General features: G+C 64.9%; 19 protein-coding genes and 1 pseudogene. 15 read left to right on the top strand and 5 right to left on the bottom strand.

All coding sequences use genetic code 11. The features are described from left to right. Window positions 1–21 precede the first annotated feature (21 nt). From I5S59_RS00095 to paaN, 5 genes are all read right to left on the bottom strand, one after another. On the bottom strand, window positions 22–423 hold the full coding sequence (locus I5S59_RS00095) for a c-type cytochrome (RefSeq protein WP_197874836.1): 402 nt from the start codon (window positions 421–423) through the stop codon (window positions 22–24). 250 nt (window positions 424–673) lie between these two features. Further along, complete coding sequence (gene feaR / locus I5S59_RS00090; RefSeq protein WP_197874835.1) at window positions 674–1591, bottom strand: transcriptional regulator FeaR; 918 nt, start codon at window positions 1589–1591, stop codon at window positions 674–676. A gap of 102 nt (window positions 1592–1693) precedes the next feature. Continuing rightward, complete coding sequence (paaX, locus tag I5S59_RS00085; protein WP_197874834.1) at window positions 1694–2617, bottom strand: phenylacetic acid degradation operon negative regulatory protein PaaX; 924 nt, start codon at window positions 2615–2617, stop codon at window positions 1694–1696. Window positions 2618–2700: 83 nt separating this feature from the next. Beyond that, window positions 2701–3297, bottom strand: coding sequence for a phenylacetic acid degradation protein PaaY (gene paaY / locus I5S59_RS00080; RefSeq protein ID WP_128324826.1), 597 nt, complete (start codon window positions 3295–3297; stop codon window positions 2701–2703). A 10-nt stretch (window positions 3298–3307) separates the two neighbouring features. Then, window positions 3308–4993, bottom strand: coding sequence for a phenylacetic acid degradation protein PaaN (gene paaN / locus I5S59_RS00075; RefSeq protein WP_197874833.1), 1686 nt, complete (start codon window positions 4991–4993; stop codon window positions 3308–3310). 394 nt (window positions 4994–5387) lie between these two features. On the opposite strand from paaN, the gene paaF reads away from it, so the two are divergent. The 15 genes and pseudogenes from paaF to I5S59_RS26565 form a co-directional block, all read left to right on the top strand. Continuing rightward, window positions 5388–6161 (top strand): 2,3-dehydroadipyl-CoA hydratase PaaF, encoded by a 774-nt coding sequence (gene paaF, locus I5S59_RS00070; RefSeq protein WP_197874832.1) that lies wholly within the window; start codon window positions 5388–5390, stop codon window positions 6159–6161. A gap of 43 nt (window positions 6162–6204) precedes the next feature. Continuing rightward, window positions 6205–6996: a 2-(1,2-epoxy-1,2-dihydrophenyl)acetyl-CoA isomerase PaaG gene (paaG, locus tag I5S59_RS00065; RefSeq protein ID WP_197874831.1), complete on the top strand. Its 792-nt coding sequence runs from the start codon at window positions 6205–6207 to the stop codon at window positions 6994–6996. A gap of 3 nt (window positions 6997–6999) precedes the next feature. Then, window positions 7000–8517, top strand: a complete 1518-nt coding sequence (paaH, locus tag I5S59_RS00060; protein ID WP_197874830.1) for a 3-hydroxyacyl-CoA dehydrogenase PaaH — start codon at window positions 7000–7002, stop codon at window positions 8515–8517. Beyond that, window positions 8510–8959: a hydroxyphenylacetyl-CoA thioesterase PaaI gene (gene paaI, locus I5S59_RS00055; RefSeq protein ID WP_197874829.1), complete on the top strand. Its 450-nt coding sequence runs from the start codon at window positions 8510–8512 to the stop codon at window positions 8957–8959. The genes paaH and paaI overlap by 8 nt, the downstream gene beginning before the upstream one ends. Then, a complete protein-coding gene (gene pcaF, locus I5S59_RS00050; protein ID WP_197874828.1) occupies window positions 8952–10157 on the top strand; it encodes a 3-oxoadipyl-CoA thiolase in 1206 nt (401 codons plus the stop codon). The genes paaI and pcaF overlap by 8 nt, the downstream gene beginning before the upstream one ends. An 86-nt stretch (window positions 10158–10243) precedes the next feature. Continuing rightward, window positions 10244–11557, top strand: a complete 1314-nt coding sequence (gene paaK / locus I5S59_RS00045; protein WP_197874827.1) for a phenylacetate--CoA ligase PaaK — start codon at window positions 10244–10246, stop codon at window positions 11555–11557. Window positions 11558–11778: 221 nt separating this feature from the next. Continuing rightward, window positions 11779–12771, top strand: a complete 993-nt coding sequence (gene paaA, locus I5S59_RS00040; protein WP_128324818.1) for a 1,2-phenylacetyl-CoA epoxidase subunit PaaA — start codon at window positions 11779–11781, stop codon at window positions 12769–12771. A 27-nt stretch (window positions 12772–12798) separates the two neighbouring features. Next, on the top strand, window positions 12799–13080 hold the full coding sequence (gene paaB / locus I5S59_RS00035; RefSeq protein WP_128324817.1) for a 1,2-phenylacetyl-CoA epoxidase subunit PaaB: 282 nt from the start codon (window positions 12799–12801) through the stop codon (window positions 13078–13080). Between the two features lie 10 nt (window positions 13081–13090). Then, on the top strand, window positions 13091–13852 hold the full coding sequence (gene paaC / locus I5S59_RS00030; protein WP_197874826.1) for a 1,2-phenylacetyl-CoA epoxidase subunit PaaC: 762 nt from the start codon (window positions 13091–13093) through the stop codon (window positions 13850–13852). Then, window positions 13839–14372, top strand: a complete 534-nt coding sequence (gene paaD / locus I5S59_RS00025) for a 1,2-phenylacetyl-CoA epoxidase subunit PaaD (RefSeq protein ID WP_128324815.1) — start codon at window positions 13839–13841, stop codon at window positions 14370–14372. The genes paaC and paaD overlap by 14 nt, the downstream gene beginning before the upstream one ends. A gap of 26 nt (window positions 14373–14398) precedes the next feature. Next, window positions 14399–15475 carry a 1,2-phenylacetyl-CoA epoxidase subunit PaaE gene (gene paaE, locus I5S59_RS00020; RefSeq protein WP_197874825.1) on the top strand — a complete coding sequence of 359 codons (1077 nt, stop codon included), beginning with the start codon at window positions 14399–14401 and terminating at the stop codon, window positions 15473–15475. 115 nt (window positions 15476–15590) lie between these two features. Next, window positions 15591–15899: a DUF485 domain-containing protein gene (locus tag I5S59_RS00015; RefSeq protein WP_197874824.1), complete on the top strand. Its 309-nt coding sequence runs from the start codon at window positions 15591–15593 to the stop codon at window positions 15897–15899. Then, window positions 15896–17542, top strand: a complete 1647-nt coding sequence (locus I5S59_RS00010) for a cation acetate symporter (RefSeq protein ID WP_197874823.1) — start codon at window positions 15896–15898, stop codon at window positions 17540–17542. The genes I5S59_RS00015 and I5S59_RS00010 overlap by 4 nt, the downstream gene beginning before the upstream one ends. A 21-nt stretch (window positions 17543–17563) precedes the next feature. After that, on the top strand, window positions 17564–18799 hold the full coding sequence (locus I5S59_RS00005) for an OprD family porin (protein ID WP_197874822.1): 1236 nt from the start codon (window positions 17564–17566) through the stop codon (window positions 18797–18799). A 65-nt stretch (window positions 18800–18864) separates the two neighbouring features. Then, window positions 18865–18987 (top strand): annotated as a pseudogene (locus I5S59_RS26565) (hypothetical protein); the annotation flags it as partial.

Genomic DNA, 18987 nt, shown 5'->3' with positions numbered 1-18987 from the left:
ATTGATTGAGTCGACCCGGGCTCACTGCTGGGTCAGGAAACAGGCAACCGCGGCGCTGTCATCTGCAGCCGCCATCCCCGTGTAGGGCATGTAGGTGCCAGGCACGAAGGCCTGCGGCTGGGTAATGAAGGCCTGCAGGCTCTCGGCCTTCCAGTCGACGGCCTTGTCCTTCATCGCCTGGGAGTAGCTGAAGCCCGGGAACGTGCCCGAGGTGCGGCCAGCGACGCCATTGAGGTTGACCCCCATCATGCCGGTCACGCCTTTTTGCACGGCGTGGCACACCGAGCACTCCTGGGCGAACAGCTGGCTACCCTTCTGCACCGCAGCAGGTGCGCAGGCGGCGGCCGCCTGCACTTGAGAAACCTGAAACAGCGCCAGCACGGTGAGGCCGGCCAGGCACCGGCGAATCTTGTTGTTATGCATGAAACTGAAACCTCTGACCTGAGCATCCGACTGCCCGTTAAAACTCCTGCCATGGGGAAGCCATCGGCCTTACAGGCGGACGATGGTCTTTGACCTGTCGATTTAAACCGCAGTGGCCAAACAAGGTTTTTTTCTGCATGCCAGTCGTATTGGCTGCAGTGCCAACCTGACGGTGATGAGGGCAGCGCGCTAATGGCGGCTCAGGGGACGCCACCCTGCATGTCGGTGCAGGGTTGCGGTAGGCGGGAGGTCAGTGCTGGTAACGCTTGCGGTATTCACCCGGCGATACGCCAAAGCGGGCTTTGAAGGCGGTAGAGAAGTAACTGGCGTCGGAGAAGCCCCAGGAATAGCCCAAGGCCGACAGCTTCTGTTCCGCGCCGCCGTGGCGCAGCGACTCGGCGCAGAAGTCCAGGCGCCGGCTCTTGATGTACTGGGCAACCACCAGCCCCTTCTTCGAGAACATCCGGTACAAGCCGCGTACCGACACCCCGACCTCACGTGCAAGCAGCTCCGGGCACAGTTCTTCGCTGCGGATGTGCTCATCGATGAAGGCGATGGTTTTGCGGAACAGCCGCTCATGGGCGTCCGGATCGGCCTCGTTGCTGCCGATGACCGGGCGCAGCAAGCTGATGATCGCCTCCAGGGTGGCTTCGCTCTCCTGCAGGCTGAGCGTGTCCATGTTGCTCGCCTCCAGCACCAGCCGGTTGGCCAGCAACGCAATCGGCGAGCTGGCATCGATGCGCTGGGCGCAGCGAATGCTGCTGAAACGCTGGCTGTGCTCGACCAGGTGACGCGGCAGAATCAACGACAACTGACGTGAGTTGTCGCTGTAGGTGAAGTCGCTGGGCAAGGTGGCATCGATCAGGGTGATGTCGCCAGGTCGCAGCGTTACGCGCTTGCCGTCCTGCTCCATGCCGGCCTGGCCCTGCAGCTGAAACGCGGCGAAAAAGTGCTTGCCCTCGCTTTGTTCCACCTCGCGTCCGGTGCGGTACAGGCGGGCCTGGGCCACATCCACCAGGCTCAGCTTGATCGCGCCGACTTTGTGCTCTTTGACCGAGCCGGAAAATTCGGGCCCCAGGGGGGTGGCGCAAAAGCGGCCACAGGCCTGGTTGATTTTTTGCAGCCATTCATCAAAACGGTCTGCCCTGAGTGCACTTGCAGTCATCATGATGTTACAGGCCTCGCTGATATTTTTATTATTGGCCAGGCGCCGACCTCATCGCGCCTGGGTTACCTCATCATCTGGCAACGCTCGCACGCTCCGGCGTGCTTATTTAAGCCCACCGAAACGCAGATAAAAACTTTCGCCAACTTCCGGCAACGGACCGTCGGCGGTTTCCAGTGCGCTGCTCAGGAACTCCTCGCCTTTGGCCTGGACCAGGCGGTAGATGTTGCGACACAGCTGGCGCGCCGCACGCCCTTCCCAGTCGCCGGGGAGCAGCTCGTCAGGCAGCTGCGGATCACGCAGCAGCAACTTGCGGTATTCGTGAATGAGCAAGGTTCGCGCCAGAAAGCAGTCCATCGGCTGCAATTGGTCCTGCTCGCGCAACGCCTGCCACAAGGGGCGGAACAACTGGATGAACTCGCTGTACTGCGCGGCCAGGGCCTCGATGTTCCAGCTCTCGCGCACCTGCATGCGCAGGGCCTTGGAGGCCAGCACGTCTTGCGCGGTGGTTTCGAACAGAATGGTGTCTTCGAGCACCTCGAGGTCCTGCAGGGTCGCGACGACGTCGGCACGTTCGCAGCGCGGGCAGGCCAGCATCACCGGCGAAATCGCACCAAAACCTTGCCACTCCAGCTCTTCGCGCACCTGTTTGCGCTTGTCCTGCGGCAATTGCGACAACAGCGCCAGGGTCCAGGAACCGTCCCAGGCCGGCAGCGCCGAACTGTAGACCCGCTTGAACGCTTTTTCGAATCGCCGCCGACCGGTTCCCGTCAGGCTGTAGTAGCTGCGCCGCCCGACTTTCTCGGCGCTCAACCAGCCTTCCTTGGTCAGGCGGAAGATCGAGGTTCGGATCAGCCGTTCGTTGATGCCGATGGGTTCGAGCAACTGGATCAGGCTACCGAGCCACACCGTTCCACCGTGCGGTTCGATGGCATCGCCGTAGAGGGTGATGATCAGCGAACTGGCACGCAGCGGCGTCTGCTGCTGGAAACGGGTAATCAACTGATTTAAGGGGGCAAGGGACGTCATGGGAGAACCGGGCATTAAAGTACTGCGAAATATACCCGCTGCACGCCAGTCCTGGCCATTGCCACTGACCTTCGCCGCACTGCTCATTGCCCCTCTCCTTTGGGCCGCAAGGTGCTGGCAGAGATTCGCGGACGGTCCGTCTCGACCTCGCGCAGCGGCTCGCAGGCGACCATGCCCTGCAGGCAACGCTGGGCAAGGCGCTGGTATTCCTCGGTGCCGGCCCGCTTCCAGGCCACTTCCTCGTCACTCAGGCGACGCTTGACCTGCGCTGGCGCACCGAGCACCAGCGACTGTTCGTCGCAACGAAACCCTGCCTTCACGAAGGTCGTCGCCGCCACAAACGAACGCGGACCGATCTCGGCGTTGTCCATCACTACCGCATTCATGCCGACCAGCACGTCTTCGCCGATGCGGCAGCCGTGCAGCACGGCGCCATGACCGATGTGGCCGTTGCGCCCGACCACCGTGTCGCTCTCAGGAAAACCGTGCATCACGCAGGTGTCCTGGATATTGGCGCCCTCCTCCAGGACGATGCGCCCGAAGTCGCCGCGCAGGCTGGCCAACGGGCCGACATAGCAGCCGGCACCGATGATCACGTCGCCGATCAGCACCGCCGTGGGGTGCACATAGGCACTGGGGTGAACCACCGGGGTCAGGCCGTCAAGGCTGTAGCAGGTCATGGCGATGTCCTCATTGGGCCGCGTGGCGGCGGCTCTGAACGATGACAAAGCGTCGGCTGACGAAGGCGCCGTCGCTGATCGAGGCATTCGCCGCCGGGTTGCCGCCAGTGGCATGGAAGTCGCTGAACGCCGCCGACTGGTTGACGAACACGCCACCGTCAAGGTTCACCGACAGCGCCACGGCGACATCCTGGGCCAAGGCTTCCGCCTGCTCGAGGAACGCCTCGTCGGTGGAATACACGCCCAGGGTGATGGCGCCTTTGGCGGCGATCACTTCGCGGGCGACCTGCAGGCTGTGGGCGCTGTCGTCAGTGGCAATGATGAAGGCGATGGGGCCGAAGCGCTCTTGCGTGTAGGCATCGCGCTGCGCGGCGTCGACCTTGAGCAGCAGTGGCGTGTGTACCCGCGCGCCGGGGAACTGCGGATGCTCGCGCACTTCGCTGTCGAGCAGGACCTCGCCGAGCTCGCGGCAGGCGTCGATGCGCGCCACGGTAGCCGGCGCCTGAATGGCACCAAGCACCGCGCACGCACGGTCGTTGTCGGCAAGGAATCCTTTGACGGCAGCGGCCAGTGCCTCGGCGACCTGATCGAAGCTGAGCTGTTCGTCGCCATTGCGGATACCGCCGCGTGGCACATAGATAGCCTGGGTGGTGGTGCACATCTGCCCGGAGTACAGGCTCAGGGAGAACGCCAGGTTCTTCGCCACCGCCTTGAGGTCACGGGTGCTGTCGATGATCACGCTGTTGATGCCGGCCTTCTCGGTGAACACCTGGGCCTGCAGCGCGTTGCGTTCCAGCCACTCGCCAAAGGCATTGGAGCCGGTGAAGTCGACCAGCTTGACCCGTGGGTCGAGTGCCAGTTGCTGCGCAACCGGTGCCTCAGGGGTGTCGACTACCAGACTGACCAGCGCCGGGTCGAAGCCCAGTTCGGCGAGCACGTCCTGGGCCACCTTGACGCTCATCGCCACCGGCAGGATCGCCCCCGGGTGCGCCTTGACCAGCACCGGGTTACCGGTGGCCAGGCTGGCGAACAGGCCCGGGTAGGTGTTCCAGGTCGGAAAGGTTGAACAGGCGACCACCAGCGACAGGCCGCGCGGCACGATGTGCCAGCGCTTGTCCAGTTGCAGCGGGTCGAGTTTGCCCTGCGGCTTGATCCACTGCGCCGCCTGCGGCACCTCGGCCATCGCCCGCCAGGCGTAGGCCAGCGCTTCCAGGCCACGGTCCTGGGCATGCGCGCCGCCCGCCTGGAAGGCCATCATGAAGCCTTGCCCGGTGGTGTGCATTACCGCGTAGGCCAACGTCGGGCTCAGTGCGTTCAGGCGCTGGAGGATTTCCAGGCATGCACCGACCCGCGCCTGCGGACCGGCATCGCGCCAGGCCGGCAGCGCCTGTTGCTGGCGCGCCAGCAGTTGCTCGGCGTCATATTGATCGTAACGAACGCCAAGGTCGAAGCCATAAGGCGACCGCTCGGCACCCGCTTTCGCCACTGCTGCCGGACCGTGCAGGGCGAACGACTTGTTGAGCAGCGCCTCGAATGCTGCTTGCGCACCCTCTACCGCCGCTTGCGGGTACTGCTTGAGCTGTTCGCTGTAGGGCGACCAGTAGCTGCGCTCGGCGATGGCCTGCAGCGCGCGGTCGAGCGTGGCGCGGTGATGGTCGAACAGTTCCAGGGCGGCACGGGTGGCAGTAGACGACATCGCGTAAATCCTCGAAAAACTGGCGGCTTCAGCACAAAGCTACAGAAAGCGATGCGCCTGATGAGATTTTTTGTATCACAACGCTTTTTGACAAATAAGTAAAGCCATCTGTATCGGAATATTATCCGTTCGTCGCGATGTTTCACGCCCTTCAGTGCTGCTAAAACCCGCATTCATACAGCTGCAAGCCGCACCAACCCACTATCCGCCAGCACTCCCGCACTCAAATATAGGACACGAAATTGTAGTTTTGCGTTGTTGTTTTGTATCGCTTTGTGCGTATACTCGAAAAAAGCCGGCCCGGTAGGTGCCCTCGCAGGTACTCGCCACATGGCCGCAACACCCAATAACTAGCCGGCTAACCAAGCCGCGCGCGCAGCCTGAGGAGCGTTTGATGCCTCGCACCCTTGCCGTTCTTGCCCCCGAAGCGGGCGTACGCCTGATCACCCTGCAGCGCCCGGAAGCGCTGAACGCCCTGAACACCGAGCTGCTCGGTGAGCTGGCGGCTGAACTGGAACTCGCCGAACGTGATCCCGACACCCGCGCCGTGGTCATCACCGGCAGCCGCAAGGCCTTCGCCGCCGGTGCCGATATCAAGGAAATGGCCGAGCGCGATCTGGTCGGCATCCTCAACGACCCACGCGTCGGCTACTGGCAGCGCATTGCCGCGTTCTCCAAACCACTGATCGCCGCGGTCAACGGCTTCTGCCTGGGCGGCGGCTGCGAGCTGGCCATGCACGCCGACATTCTTGTTGCCGGCGAAGACGCACGCTTCGGCCAACCGGAAATCAACCTCGGCATCATGCCCGGCGCAGGCGGCACCCAACGCCTGCTGCGCGCAGTCGGCAAATCGCTGGCCATGCAGATGGTGCTCACCGGCGAAGCCATCGATGCGCGCTTCGCCCAGCGCGCCGGCCTGATCAGCGAAGTGACCCAGCCCGAGTTCACCGTCGATCGCGCCATCGCCATCGCTCGCGTGATCGCGCAGAAAGCGCCGCTGGCGGTACGCCTGGCCAAGGAAGCCCTGCTCAAGGCCCAGGACACGGACCTGGCCAGCGGCCTGCGCTTCGAGCGCCATGCTTTCACTGTGCTGGCCGGTACGGCCGACCGCAATGAAGGTATCGCCGCCTTCCAGGCCAAGCGCCGCCCCGAATTCACCGGTCAGTAAGCCTGGCCGCCCCTTCCCTGGTTATCCCTAGAGCACCCCTGCCATGAATTTCCAGCACATCCTGTTTGCCATCGAGGAAGGCGTTGCCACCCTCAGTCTCAATCGCCCGGAGCAACTCAACAGCTTCAACGCGCACATGCACGCTGAAGTGCGCGAAGCCCTCAAGCAGGTACGGCAGAACCCCGAGGTGCGCGTGCTGTTGCTCAGCGGCGAAGGCCGTGGTTTCTGTGCCGGCCAGGACCTGGGTGACCGCAACGTTGCTCCGGGTGCCGCAGCGCCGGACCTGGGCGAGTCCATCGAGCAGTTCTACAACCCGTTGATCCGCACCCTGCGCGACCTGCCGCTGCCGGTGATCTGCGCAGTCAACGGCGTCGCCGCCGGTGCCGGGGCAAACATTCCTCTGGCCTGCGACCTGGTTCTGGCAGCGCGCTCGGCCAGCTTCATCCAGGCCTTCTGCAAGATCGGCCTGATCCCTGACTCGGGCGGTACCTGGACCTTGCCACGCCTGGTCGGCACCGCCCGCGCCAAGGCCTTGATGCTGCTCGGCGACCGACTGAGCGCGGAGCAGGCCGAGCAGTGGGGGCTGATCTACCGCGTGGTCGACGACGCCGAACTGCGCAGCGAAGCGCTCAAGCTGGCACGCCACCTGGCCACCCAGCCGACCTATGGCCTGGCGCTGATCAAGCGCAGCCTGAACGCCAGCCTGAACAACAGCTTCGACGAACCGCTCGAGCTCGAGCGCGACCTGCAGCGCCTGGCCGGGCGCAGCGAGGATTACCGCGAGGGCGTCAGCGCCTTCATGGCCAAACGCACCCCAACCTTCCAGGGACGCTAAGCGATGAGCGCACTTGATAACAGCACCGTCGTTGCCGTGATCGGCGCTGGCGCCATGGGCGCCGGTATCGCCCAGGTGGCAGCGCAGGCCGGTCACCCGGTGAAGCTCCATGACGCCCGCCCCGGCGCTGCCGCCCAGGCCATCGACGGCATCGACCGGCAGCTCGGCAAGCTGGTGGAAAAAGGCCGCCTCAGCGCCGAGGCACGCGCCGCCACTGTGGCGCGCCTGCAGCCGGCCGACGCCATCGAGGCCCTGGCCGATGCCGGCCTGGTGATCGAGGCGATCGTCGAGAACCTTGAGGTCAAACGCGGCCTGCTGCGTCAGCTGGAAGCGCTGTGCAGTGCTGAGTGCATTTTCGCCAGCAACACGTCGTCATTGTCGATCACCAGCCTGGCCGCGGGTCTCGCCCACCCCGAGCGGGTGATCGGCATGCACTTCTTCAACCCGGCACCGCTGATGGCGCTGGTCGAGATCGTCTCCGGCCTGGCTACGCCACGCGCCTTGGCCGAGCAGCTGTACGCCACCGCACGCGCCTGGGGCAAACAGCCGGTACACACCAAATCCACCCCCGGTTTCATCGTCAACCGCGTGGCCCGGCCGTTTTATGCCGAAAGCCTGCGCCTGCTGCAGGAAGGCGCCGCCGATTGCGCCACGCTCGACGCCCTGCTGCGTGACGCCGGTGGCTTTCGCATGGGCGCCTTCGAACTCACCGACCTGATCGGCCACGACGTCAACTACGCCGTGACCTGCTCGGTGTTCGCCGCCTATTACAACGACATGCGCTTCCAGCCGTCGCTGATCCAGAAAGAGCTGGTGGACGCCGGCCGCCTTGGACGCAAAAGCGGCCACGGCTTCTATAACTACGCCGAAGGCGTCGAGCGCCCGCAGCCGGTTGAGCTGACCAGCGCCGCCAGAATCGATTGCTGCGTGGTGGAAGGTCACCTGGGTGTGGCCGAGCCACTGGTCCAGCGCCTGCAGGATGCCGGTGTGCAGGTGGTACGTCGCGACGGCAGCGGCCTGCTGCGCGTCGGCGATGCAGTGCTGGCCCTGTCCGACGGCCGCCTGGCCAGCCAGCGCGCCCGGGAAGACGGCCTGCGCAACCTGGTACTGATTGATTTGGCGCTCGACTACGCCAAGGCCGGCCGCCTGGCCATCGCCTGCGCCGCTGACACCAGCATCGATGCCCGCGACCAGGCTGTGGCCCTGCTGCAACGCGCCGGGATCAAGGTCAGCCAGCTGGCCGACCTGCCGGGGCTCGCCGTGCTGCGCAGCGTGGCGATGCTTGCCAACGAAGGCGCCGATGCGGTGTTGCAGGGTGTCGGCAGTGCCGCCGATATCGACCTGGCGATGCGCGCCGGGGTGAATTACCCGCAAGGCCCGCTGGCCTGGGCCGACGCCATCGGCCTGCCAGCCGTACTGCGCATTCTGGAAAACCTGCAGAACAGCTACGGCGAAGAGCGCTATCGCCCGTCCCTGCTGCTGCGCCGTCTGGTCGCCGAAGGGAGGCGTTTTCATGACTAACCACGAAGCGTTGTCGCTCGCCACCCGCTGCGCCGAGACCATGTTCGAACGCGACAACGCCAGCCAGCGCCTGGGCATGCGCCTGCTGTCGGTCGCCCCGGGCCGCACCATGGTCGGCATGAGCGTGCGCGAAGACATGATCCAGGGCCATGGCACCTGCCATGGCGGCTACCTGTTCGCCCTTGCCGACTCGGCGTTCGCGTTCGCCTGCAACAGCTACAACGATGCCTGCGTGGCGATCGGCTGCAGCATTGACTACGTCGCCCCGGCACACCTGGGCGACACCCTCACCGCACACGCCAGCGAGCTGAGCCGCAGTGGCCGTACCGGCAACTACGACGTGCGCATCGAAAACCAGCACGGCCAGCTGATCGCCCTGTTCCGTGGCAAGTCCTATAAAGTGCGCGGCACCGTGCTGGCGCAGGAGACCCCGAATGAATGACGCCCTGATTATCGACGCCATCCGCACCCCAATCGGCCGTTACGCCGGCGCTCTTTCCAGCGTGCGCGCCGACGACCTCGGCGCGGTTCCGCTCAAGGCCCTGCAAGCGCGCCACCCGCAACTGGACTGGAGCGCCATTGACGATGTGATCTACGGCTGCGCCAACCAGGCCGGCGAAGACAACCGCAACGTCGCGCACATGGCTTCGCTGCTCGCCGGCCTGCCGGTCAGCGTGCCGGGCACCACGCTCAACCGCCTGTGCGGCTCCGGCCTGGACGCCATCGGCAGCGCCGCCCGCGCCATTCGCTGCGGCGAAGCCGGGCTGATGATCGCCGGCGGCGTCGAGTCGATGTCGCGCGCGCCGTTCGTCATGGGCAAGTCCGAGCAGGCCTTCGGCCGCAGCGCGGAAATCTTCGACACCACCATCGGCTGGCGCTTCATCAACCCGCTGATGCAGGAACAGTTCGGCACCGACTCGATGCCGGAAACCGCTGAAAACGTCGCCGCCCATTTCAATGTTTCGCGCGCCGACCAGGACGCCTTCGCCCTGCGCAGCCAGCACAAGGCCGCCGCCGCCCAGGCCAGCGGTCGCCTGGCCAAGGAAATCGTCGCGGTAGAGATTCCCCAGCGCAAAGGCCCGGCCAAGCGCGTCGAGCACGACGAACACCCACGCGGCGACACCACCCTGGAGCAACTGGCCAGGCTCGGTACGCCGTTCCGCCAAGGCGGCAGCGTCACCGCCGGCAACGCCTCGGGGGTCAACGATGGCGCCTGTGCGCTGCTGCGGGCCAGCCCGCAAGCCGCCGCACGCCACGGCCTCACGGCCCGGGGCCGGGTGGTGGCCATGGCCACCGCTGGCGTCGAGCCGCGCCTGATGGGCATCGGCCCGGTGCCGGCCACCCGCAAAGGTCTGGAACTGGCCGGCCGGAGCCTGGCTGACATGGACGTCATCGAACTCAACGAAGCCTTCGCCGCTCAGGGTCTGGCGGTTCTGCGCGAGCTCGGCCTGGCTGACGACGACGCGCGGGTCAACCCGAACGGCGGTGCCATCGCCCTCGGCCACCCGCTGGGCATGAGCGGCGCACGCCTGGTCACCACTGCCCTGCACGAACTGGAAGCGCGCCAGGGCCGCTACGCCCTTTGCACCATGTGCATCGGCGTCGGCCAGGGCATCGCACTGATCATCGAGCGGCTCTGACACGCCGGCCGCCGAAGGTTATTCTGATCAACAGCACTCAAAGGCCCGCGTGCGGGCCAATGCACAAAAACAATTCGAGTGAAGCCATGAATATGTCTGTAAACACATCCCCGCTTGATCCGATGGAAACCGCCAGCATCGATCAATTGCGCCAGCACCAGCTGGACCGTCTGCGCTGGAGCCTGAACCATGCCTACCAGAACGTGCCGCTGTACAAGCAGCGTTTCGACAGCCTGGGCGTGCACCCGGACGACCTGAAGTCGCTGGACGATCTGGCCAGGTTCCCGTTCACCGGCAAGAACGACCTGCGCGACAACTACCCCTACGGCATGTTCGCCGTGCCGATGCATGACGTCGTGCGCCTGCACGCCTCCAGCGGCACCACCGGCAAGCCGACCGTGGTCGGTTACACGCAAAACGACATCAACACCTGGGCCAACGTGGTCGCCCGTTCGATCCGCGCGGCCGGTGGCCGTCGTGGCGATAAGGTGCAGATTTCCTACGGCTACGGCCTGTTCACCGGCGGCCTGGGCGCCCACTACGGTGCCGAGCGCCTGGGCTGCACGGTGATTCCGATGTCGGGCGGGCAGACCGAGAAGCAGGTGCAGCTGATCCGTGATTTCCAGCCGGACATCATCATGGTCACCCCCTCGTACATGCTCAACATCGCTGACGAAATCGAGCGCCAGGGCCTCGACCCGCACAAGCTGGCGCTGCGACTCGGCATCTTTGGCGCCGAACCCTGGACCGCCGAGCTGCGCCGCGCGGTCGAGGAGCGCATGGGCATCACCGCCCTGGACATCTACGGCCTGTCGGAAATCATGGGCCCGGGCGTGGCCATGGAATGCGCCGAGACCAAGGACGGCCCGACCGTCTGGGAAGACCACTTCTACCCGGAGATCATCGACCCGGTGACCGGCGCGGTGCTGCCCGACGGCGAATACGGCGAGCTGGTGTTCACCTCGCTGAGCAAAGAAGCGTTGCCGATGATCCGCTACCGCACCCGCGACCTCACCCGCCTGCTGCCGGGCACCGCACGGCCGATGCGACGCATCGACAAGATCACCGGTCGCAGCGACGACATGCTGATCATCCGCGGGGTCAACGTGTTCCCGACGCAGATCGAGGAGCAGGTACTGAAAATAAAACAACTTTCCGAGTGCTACGAGATACATCTGTATCGCAATGGCAACCTCGACGGCATGGATGTGCACGTGGAGCTCAAGCATGAACTGCAGGGCCTGGACGCCGACCAGCAGAAACTGATCGGCAACGAGCTGAGCAAGCAGATAAAGACCTACATCGGCATCAGCGCACGCGTGCTGATCCAGCCTTCACACAGCCTGAAACGCTCTGAGGGCAAGGCCTGCCACGTTTACGACAAACGCGGCCAGAGCTGATTGCAGCCTGCCCCCAGCCCCGCTTCGGCGGGGCTTTTTTTTGCCCGCGAAAAGCCCCGCAGCCCACTCTGGCGCAGACCACCCCTGCCGCGACCCGACGAAGTGGTACAAAAATCTTATGCGACACACAATTTAATGTTTGATATTTATTTTTGTATCATTTAAAAATACAGCCATGGCCAAGGCCTCCCGACAAACCTTTACAAGGCTGGAGACGCAGCATGTACGCACAACTGGTTGAGACCGGCGTTAAGCGGGTCAAGGCGCTGGACGAAATGTCCCCCGAAGAGCGCGCCTTCCAAGAGAAGATCGACGCCGAGATCAAGATCGAAGCCAAGAACTGGATGCCCGACGCCTACCGGCAGACCCTGATCCGCCAGATCTCCCAGCACGCTCACTCGGAAATCGTCGGCATGCTGCCCGAAGGCAACTGGGTAACCCGCGCACCGACCCTCAAGCGCAAGCTGCAGCTGATGGCCAAGATCCAGGACGAAGCCGGTCACGGCCTGTACCTGTACAGCGCAATGGAAACCCTGGGCGCCGACCGCGACGAAGAGATCGCCAAGCTGCACAGCGGCAAGGCCAAGTACTCGAGCATCTTCAACTACCCGACCTTGAGCTGGGCCGACATGGGCGCAGTGGGCTGGCTGGTTGACGGCGCAGCGATCGTCAACCAGGTGGTGCTGCAGCGCACCTCCTACGGCCCTTACTCGCGGGCGATGATCCGTATCTGCAAGGAAGAGAGCTTCCACCAGCGCCAGGGCTACCAACTGCTGCTGACCATGATGAAAGAAGGCACCCAGGCGCAGAAGGACATGGTCCAGGACGCGATCAACCGCCTGTGGTGGCCAGCACTGATGATGTTCGGCCCAAGCGACGAGCATTCGCCGAACAGCGCCCAGTCGATGGCCTGGAAGATCAAGCGCCAGGGCAACGACGAGCTGCGCCAGCGCTTCGTCGACCAGACCATCCCGCAACTGGAACTGCTCGGCTGCACCGTGCCGGACCCGGACCTGAAGTGGAACGAAGAACGCGGCCACTACGACTTCGGCGACATCCAGTGGGACGAGTTCTACGACGTACTCAAGGGCAACGGCCCGTGCAACACCGAACGCGTCGCCACCCGCCGCAAGGCCATCGAGGACGGCGCCTGGGTGCGCCAGGCCGCGGTCGCCCACGCCAAAAAACAACAAGCCAAGCGCAACGCCGCCTGACAAGCCCCTGATCTGGAGAATCCCGCCATGTCCGAATGGACCCTGTTCGAAGTTTTCGTGCGCAGCAAGCACGGCCTCAACCACAAGCACGTCGGCAGCGTGCATGCCGCCGACGCCGCCATGGCGATCGAGAACGCCCGCGAGCTGTACACCCGCCGCAACGAGGGCGTGAGTTTGTGGGTCGTGCCTTCGGCGCTGATCACCGCCTCTTCGCCGGACGAGAAAGACCCGCTGTTCGTACCGTCGGAAGACAAGGTTTATCGCCATGCCAGCTTCTACGAGCTGCCGGCCGAAGTCGGTCACATGTGAGGCCACTGCCATGACCCAACAACAAGACCTCATCCAATACCTGCTGCGCCTCGGCGACAGCGCCCTGATCCAGGGCCAGCGCCTGTGCGAATGGTGCGGCAAGGCCCCGGCACTGGAAGAAGAGCTGGCGCTGATGAACGTCGGCCTCGACCTGGTCGGCCAGGCGCGCAACTGGCTGGACTATGCCGCCGAGCTGCTGGTCGACGGCCGTGACGCCGACCACCTGGCATTCCGCCGCGACGAACGTGCCTACCGCAACCTGCTGCTGGTTGAACAGCCCAACGGCGATTACGCGGTCACCATCGTCAAACAGTTTCTCTTCGATGCCTGGCACTTCCAGGTGTTAAGCGCCCTGAGCAGCTCCAGCGATGAGCGTGTCGCCGGTATCGCCGCCAAGGCCCTGAAGGAAGTCACCTACCACCTGCGCCGCTCCGGCGAGTGGGTCGAGCGCCTTGGCGACGGCACCGAGGAAAGCCACCGGCGCATGCTGGCGGCGATCGAGCAGGTATGGCGCTTTACCGTCGAGCTGGCCGATGGCGACGAGGTCGAGCAACGCCTGGCCGACGCCGGCGTGATCGCCCAGCCGGAGGCAATCGCCAGTGCCTGGCGCGCCAAGGTCGACGACGTGTTCACCCGTGCCACCCTGCCTGTACCGGCGGCGGCCAGCTACTTCTACCTCAGCGGGCGCCGTGGCGTACACAGCGAGCACCTGGGTGCGCTGCTGGCCGAAATGCAGTTCCTGCCGCGAGCCTATCCCGATGCGACCTGGTGAGCTGATCGCCAGCGACCGCGGCGCCCGCCCGCTCCAGGCCAATGACCTGGAACAGGCCTGGGCCGTGCTCGGCGAGGTGATGGACCCGGAGGTCCCGGTGGTCAGCGTGGTTGATCTGGGTATCGTCCGCGGCCTCGACTGGCAAGGGGGCCACCTGCACGTGGTGGTCACCCCGACCTATTCGGGCTGCCCGGCCACCGAGGTGATCGAGCAGGACATCGCCGACGCCCTGCAACAGGCCGGCTTCGCCGCCCCGCAACTGGAGCGCCGGCTGACCCCGGCGTGGACCACCGACTGGATCAGCGACAGCGGCCGCGAGCGCCTGCGTACCTACGGCATCGCCCCGCCTGCCGGCAGCACCAGCAAGCGCAGCCTGCTCGGCGAGGGAGACGAGGTGTGCTGCCCGCAATGCGGCAGCGCCCACACCGAGCGCCTCAGCGAGTTCGGTTCTACCGCCTGCAAGGCGCTGTACCGCTGCATCGAGTGCCGTGAGCCTTTCGACTACTTCAAGTGCATCTGAGCAGCGCGCTGCCGGAGACAAAAAAAATGAGCAAGTTCCACAGCCTGAAGATTAAAGAAGTGCGCCCGGAGACCCGCGACGCGGTGTCGATCGCCTTCGACGTACCGGCCGAGCTGGCCAACGATTTCACCTTCACCCAGGGCCAGCACCTGGTGATGCGCACGCACCTCGAAGGTCAGGAAGTACGCCGTTCCTACTCGATCTGCACCGGGGTCAACGACGGTGAGCTGCGTGTGGCGATCAAGCGTGTACCCGGCGGGCTGTTCTCTGCCTACGCCAACGACAGCCTCAAGGCCGGCCAGCAACTGGAAGTGATGCCGCCGTCCGGACACTTTTACGTGCCGCTCGACGCCACGCGCCACGGCCACTACCTGGCCGTGGCCGCCGGCAGCGGCATCACGCCGATCCTGTCGATCATCAAGACCACCCTTGAACGCGAACCGCACAGCAGCTTCACCCTGCTCTACGGCAACCGCTCGAGCAACTCCGCGCTGTTTCGCGAACAGCTCGAAGACCTGAAAAACCGCTACCTGCAGCGCCTCAACCTGATCTTCGTGTTCAGCCGCGAGCAACAGGATGTCGACCTCTACAACGGCCGCATCGACGCTGAAAAATGCGCCCAGCTGTTCAGCCGCTGGCTCGACGTCAAGGCCCTGGACGCCGCCTTTATCTGCGGCCCGCAGGCCATGACCGAAACCGTGCGCGACCAGCTCAAGGCCAATGGCATGCCGGCCGAGCGCATCCACTTCGAACTGTTCGCCGCCGTCGGCAGCACGCAGAAGCGCGAAGCACGCCAGGCCGCCGCCCAGGTCGACAGCGCCAAGAGCCAGATCACCGTGATCAGCGACGGTCGCGAGCTGTCGTTCGAGCTGGCACGCAACAGCGCCAGCGTACTGGATGCCGGTAATGAGCACGGCGCCGAACTGCCCTACTCGTGCAAGGCCGGGGTGTGTTCGACCTGCAAGTGCAAGGTGATCGAAGGCGAAGTGGAAATGGACAGCAACTTTGCCCTTGAAGACTACGAGGTCGCGGCCGGCTACGTGCTGTCGTGCCAGGCCTTCCCGATCAGCGACAAGGTCGTACTCGACTTCGACCAGCTCTGACCCGCCCGGTCCGTTGCCGGTGCCACTGCGTTCGCGCAGTGGCACCGGCAACGCCCGGGTTTTGCCGTACCGCAAAAACACTGACTCGACAATCACAACAAGAGAGCGTGAAGCCATGACCCCACAAGACCCTGAACGTCTCCGGCAGCACCCGGACTTCATCCAGCTGGTGCGTCGCAAGCAGCGCCTGACCTGGTCGCTGACCCTGACGATGCTGGCGATTTACTACGGCTTCGTGCTGACGATGGCATTCGCCCCCGGGTTGCTTGGCCAACCGCTCAACGGCGGCGCCACCAGCATCGGCATTCCTGTGGCGGTGACGGTCATTCTGCTCTCGTTCATCCTCACCGCGTTCTACGTGCGCCAGACCAACCAGGTGCTCGACCCGCTCGTGGCAAAACTGCAGCAGGAGGCTCAGCAATGAAAGCCTCCCATTTGTTGTTGCTCGGTGCAGGCCTGTTGGCGAGTGGTGCTGCCGTAGCCGGTGAAACCGCCGCGCGGCCTTTGAACTGGCACGCCATCGGCATGTTCCTGGTGTTCGTGCTGTTCACCCTGGGTATCACCCGCTGGGCCGCATTGCGCACCCGTTCGGCCAGCGACTTCTACACCGCAGGCGGCGGCATCAGCGGCCTGCAGAATGGCCTGGCGATTGCCGGCGACATGATCAGCGCCGCATCGTTTCTGGGCATCTCGGCGATGATATTCATGGCCGGTTACGATGGCCTGCTGTACTCCCTGGGCGTTGTAGCCGCCTGGCCGATCATCCTGTTCCTGATCGCCGAACGCCTGCGCAACCTCGGCAAGTACACCTTCGCCGACGTGGTCTCGTACCGCCTGGAGCAAACCCCGATCCGCATCGTCGCGGCCGTGGGCACCCTGATCGTGGCGCTGATGTACCTGATGGCGCAGATGGTCGGTGCCGGCAAGCTGATCGAACTGCTGTTCGGCATCAGCTACCTGCAGGCAGTGCTGCTGGTGGGCGTGCTGATCGTGTTCTACGTGACTTTCGGCGGCATGCTCGCCACCACCTGGGTACAGATCATCAAGGCCGTGATGCTGCTGTGCGGCGCCACCTTCATGGCGTACGCGGTGCTCAAGCACTTCAACTTCAGCACCGAGGAAATGTTCGCCGGCGCGGCCGCCGTGCATGCCAAGGGTCAGGCGATCATGTCGCCGGGCGGCTTGCTGAGCAACCCCATCGACACCCTGTCGCTCGCCGTCGGCATGATGTTCGGCACCGCCGGCCTGCCGCACATCCTGATGCGCTTCTTCACCGTCAAGGACGCCCGCGAAGCGCGCAAGAGCGTGCTCTATGCCACCGGTTTCATCGGTTACTTCTATGTGCTGCTGATTGCCATCGGCTTCGGCGCCATCGTGATCGTCGGCACTGACGCCTCGTTCCGCGATGCCAGCGGCGCGATTGTCGGCGGCGGCAACATGGTTGCGGTACACCTGGCCCAGGCCGTTGGTGGCAGCCTGTTCCTCGGCTTCATCTCGGCCGTGGCCTTCGCCACCATCCTCGCGGTGGGCGCCGGCCTGGCGTTGTCCGGTGCCTCGGCAGTAGCCCACGACCTGTACGCCTGCGTGATCCGCAAGGGCCAGGCCAGCGAACGCGAAGAAATGCGCATGTCGCGCCTGGCGACGCGGGTAATCGGCGCGCTGGCGGTGATTCTCGGCCTGCTGTTCGAGTCGCAGAACATTGCCTTCCTGTCCGGCCTGGTACTGGCCATTGCCGCCTCGGTCAACTTCCCGGTGCTGTTCCTGTCGATGTTCTGGAAAGGCCTGACCACCCGCGGCGCAGTGGCTGGCAGCCTGGTCGGCCTGGCGTCCGCCGTCATCCTGCTGGTGCTGAGCCCGGTGGTCTGGGTCGGCGTGCTGCACCACGAGAAGGCGTTGTTCCCTTACTCGAACCCGGCGCTGTTCTCGATGACGCTGGCGTTCCTCGGCGCCTGGGTGTTCTCGGTAACTGATCGCTCGGAGCGTGCGCAAACCGAACGTGGTCGTTACCTGGCCCAGTTCATCCGCTCCATGACCGGCATCGGCGCAGCCGCCGCCAATCGCCACTGACTCAACGGAAGCATAATAACAATGACTTATTTCCGTTCTAACGCGCCGCTGCTGGCGGCGCTCGGCCTGGCCATCTCTCCGGTGGCCATGGCGGGCTTCATTGAAGACAGCAAAGGCAGCCTGGAGCTGCGCAACCACTACCTCAACCGCGACTTCCGCCAGAGTGGCGCGCCGCAGGCCAAGGCCGAGGAATGGGGCCAGGGTTTCACTGCGCGCCTGGAATCGGGTTTCACTGAAGGCGCTGTCGGTGTTGGTCTTGATGCCATCGGCGAGCTGGGCATCAAACTCGACTCCAGCCGCGACCGCCGCGGCACCGGCCTGCTGCCGTATGGCCCGACCAGCCATGAACCGGTGGACGACTACAGCGAGCTGGGCCTGACCGCCAAGCTGCGTGCCTCGAAAAGCACCCTGCGCCTGGGCACCCGGCAGCCGACGCTGCCGGTGGCCACCTATAACGACACCCGTCTGCTGTCGGCGACCTTTCAGGGCGGCATGCTGACCTCCCAGGAGATCGACGGCCTGACCTTCAACGGCGGACGCCTGACCCGCGCCAACCTGCGCGACTCGTCCAGCCGCGACGATATCGGTTACGGCGCAGCCACCAGCGACGCCTTCGACTTCGCCGGCGGCAGCTACGCAATCAACCCGCAACTGGCCGTCAGCTACTACTACGGCAAGCTGGAAGACATCTACCGCCAGCAATTCGTCGGCCTGGTGCACAGCCTGCCGCTGGGCGGTGGCTTCAGCCTGCGCAGCGACCTGCGCTACTTCGACAGCCGCGAAGACGGCCAGCGCCGCGCGGGGGTGATCGACAACCGCAACTTCAACGGCATGCTCAGCCTCAGCCATGGCGGCCACCGGGTCAGCACGGCCTGGCAGCGCATGTCCGGCGACAGCGCTTTCCCCTTCCTCAACGGCGGTGACCCTTACTCGGTGAACCTGGTGACCTTCAACACCTTCACCCGCGCCGAGGAAGACGCCTGGCAACTGCGCTACGACTACGACTTCGTCGCCCTCGGCATCCCCGGCCTGAGCTTCATGACCCGCTACGTGGATGGTCGCAACGCCCGCACCGCCACCGGTGACCACGGTGAAGAGTGGGAACGCGACAGCGACCTCGCCTACGTGGTGCAGAGCGGCCCACTCAAAAACCTGAGCCTGCGCTGGCGCAACGTGACCTTCCGTTCCGGTAACGGCCTGACCACCGACGTCGACGAAAACCGCCTGATCCTCGGCTACACCCTGGCCCTCTGGTAAGACTTGCGGCCGGCCCCCCCGGCGCCCGCCCCCCCCCCCCCCCCCCGGCCGCCGCCTGGGTCCGGGTGCTCCCCCCCCCCCCGGGGGGGGCCCCCCCCCCCCCCCCCCCCCACGCCGAACTGATTGCCTGGGTCGACGAAAACGATCAACCGCTGGGGGCCTTGCCTCGCGCCGAATTGCGCGAGAAG

Origin of the sequence: Pseudomonas alkylphenolica (assembly GCF_016009175.1) — a bacterium.
In the GTDB taxonomy this organism is placed as follows: Bacteria; Pseudomonadota; Gammaproteobacteria; order Pseudomonadales; family Pseudomonadaceae; genus Aquipseudomonas; species Aquipseudomonas alkylphenolica_B.
The sequence above is the reverse complement of the archived record's forward strand: the minus strand, read 5'-3'. Positions and strand labels throughout refer to the sequence as shown.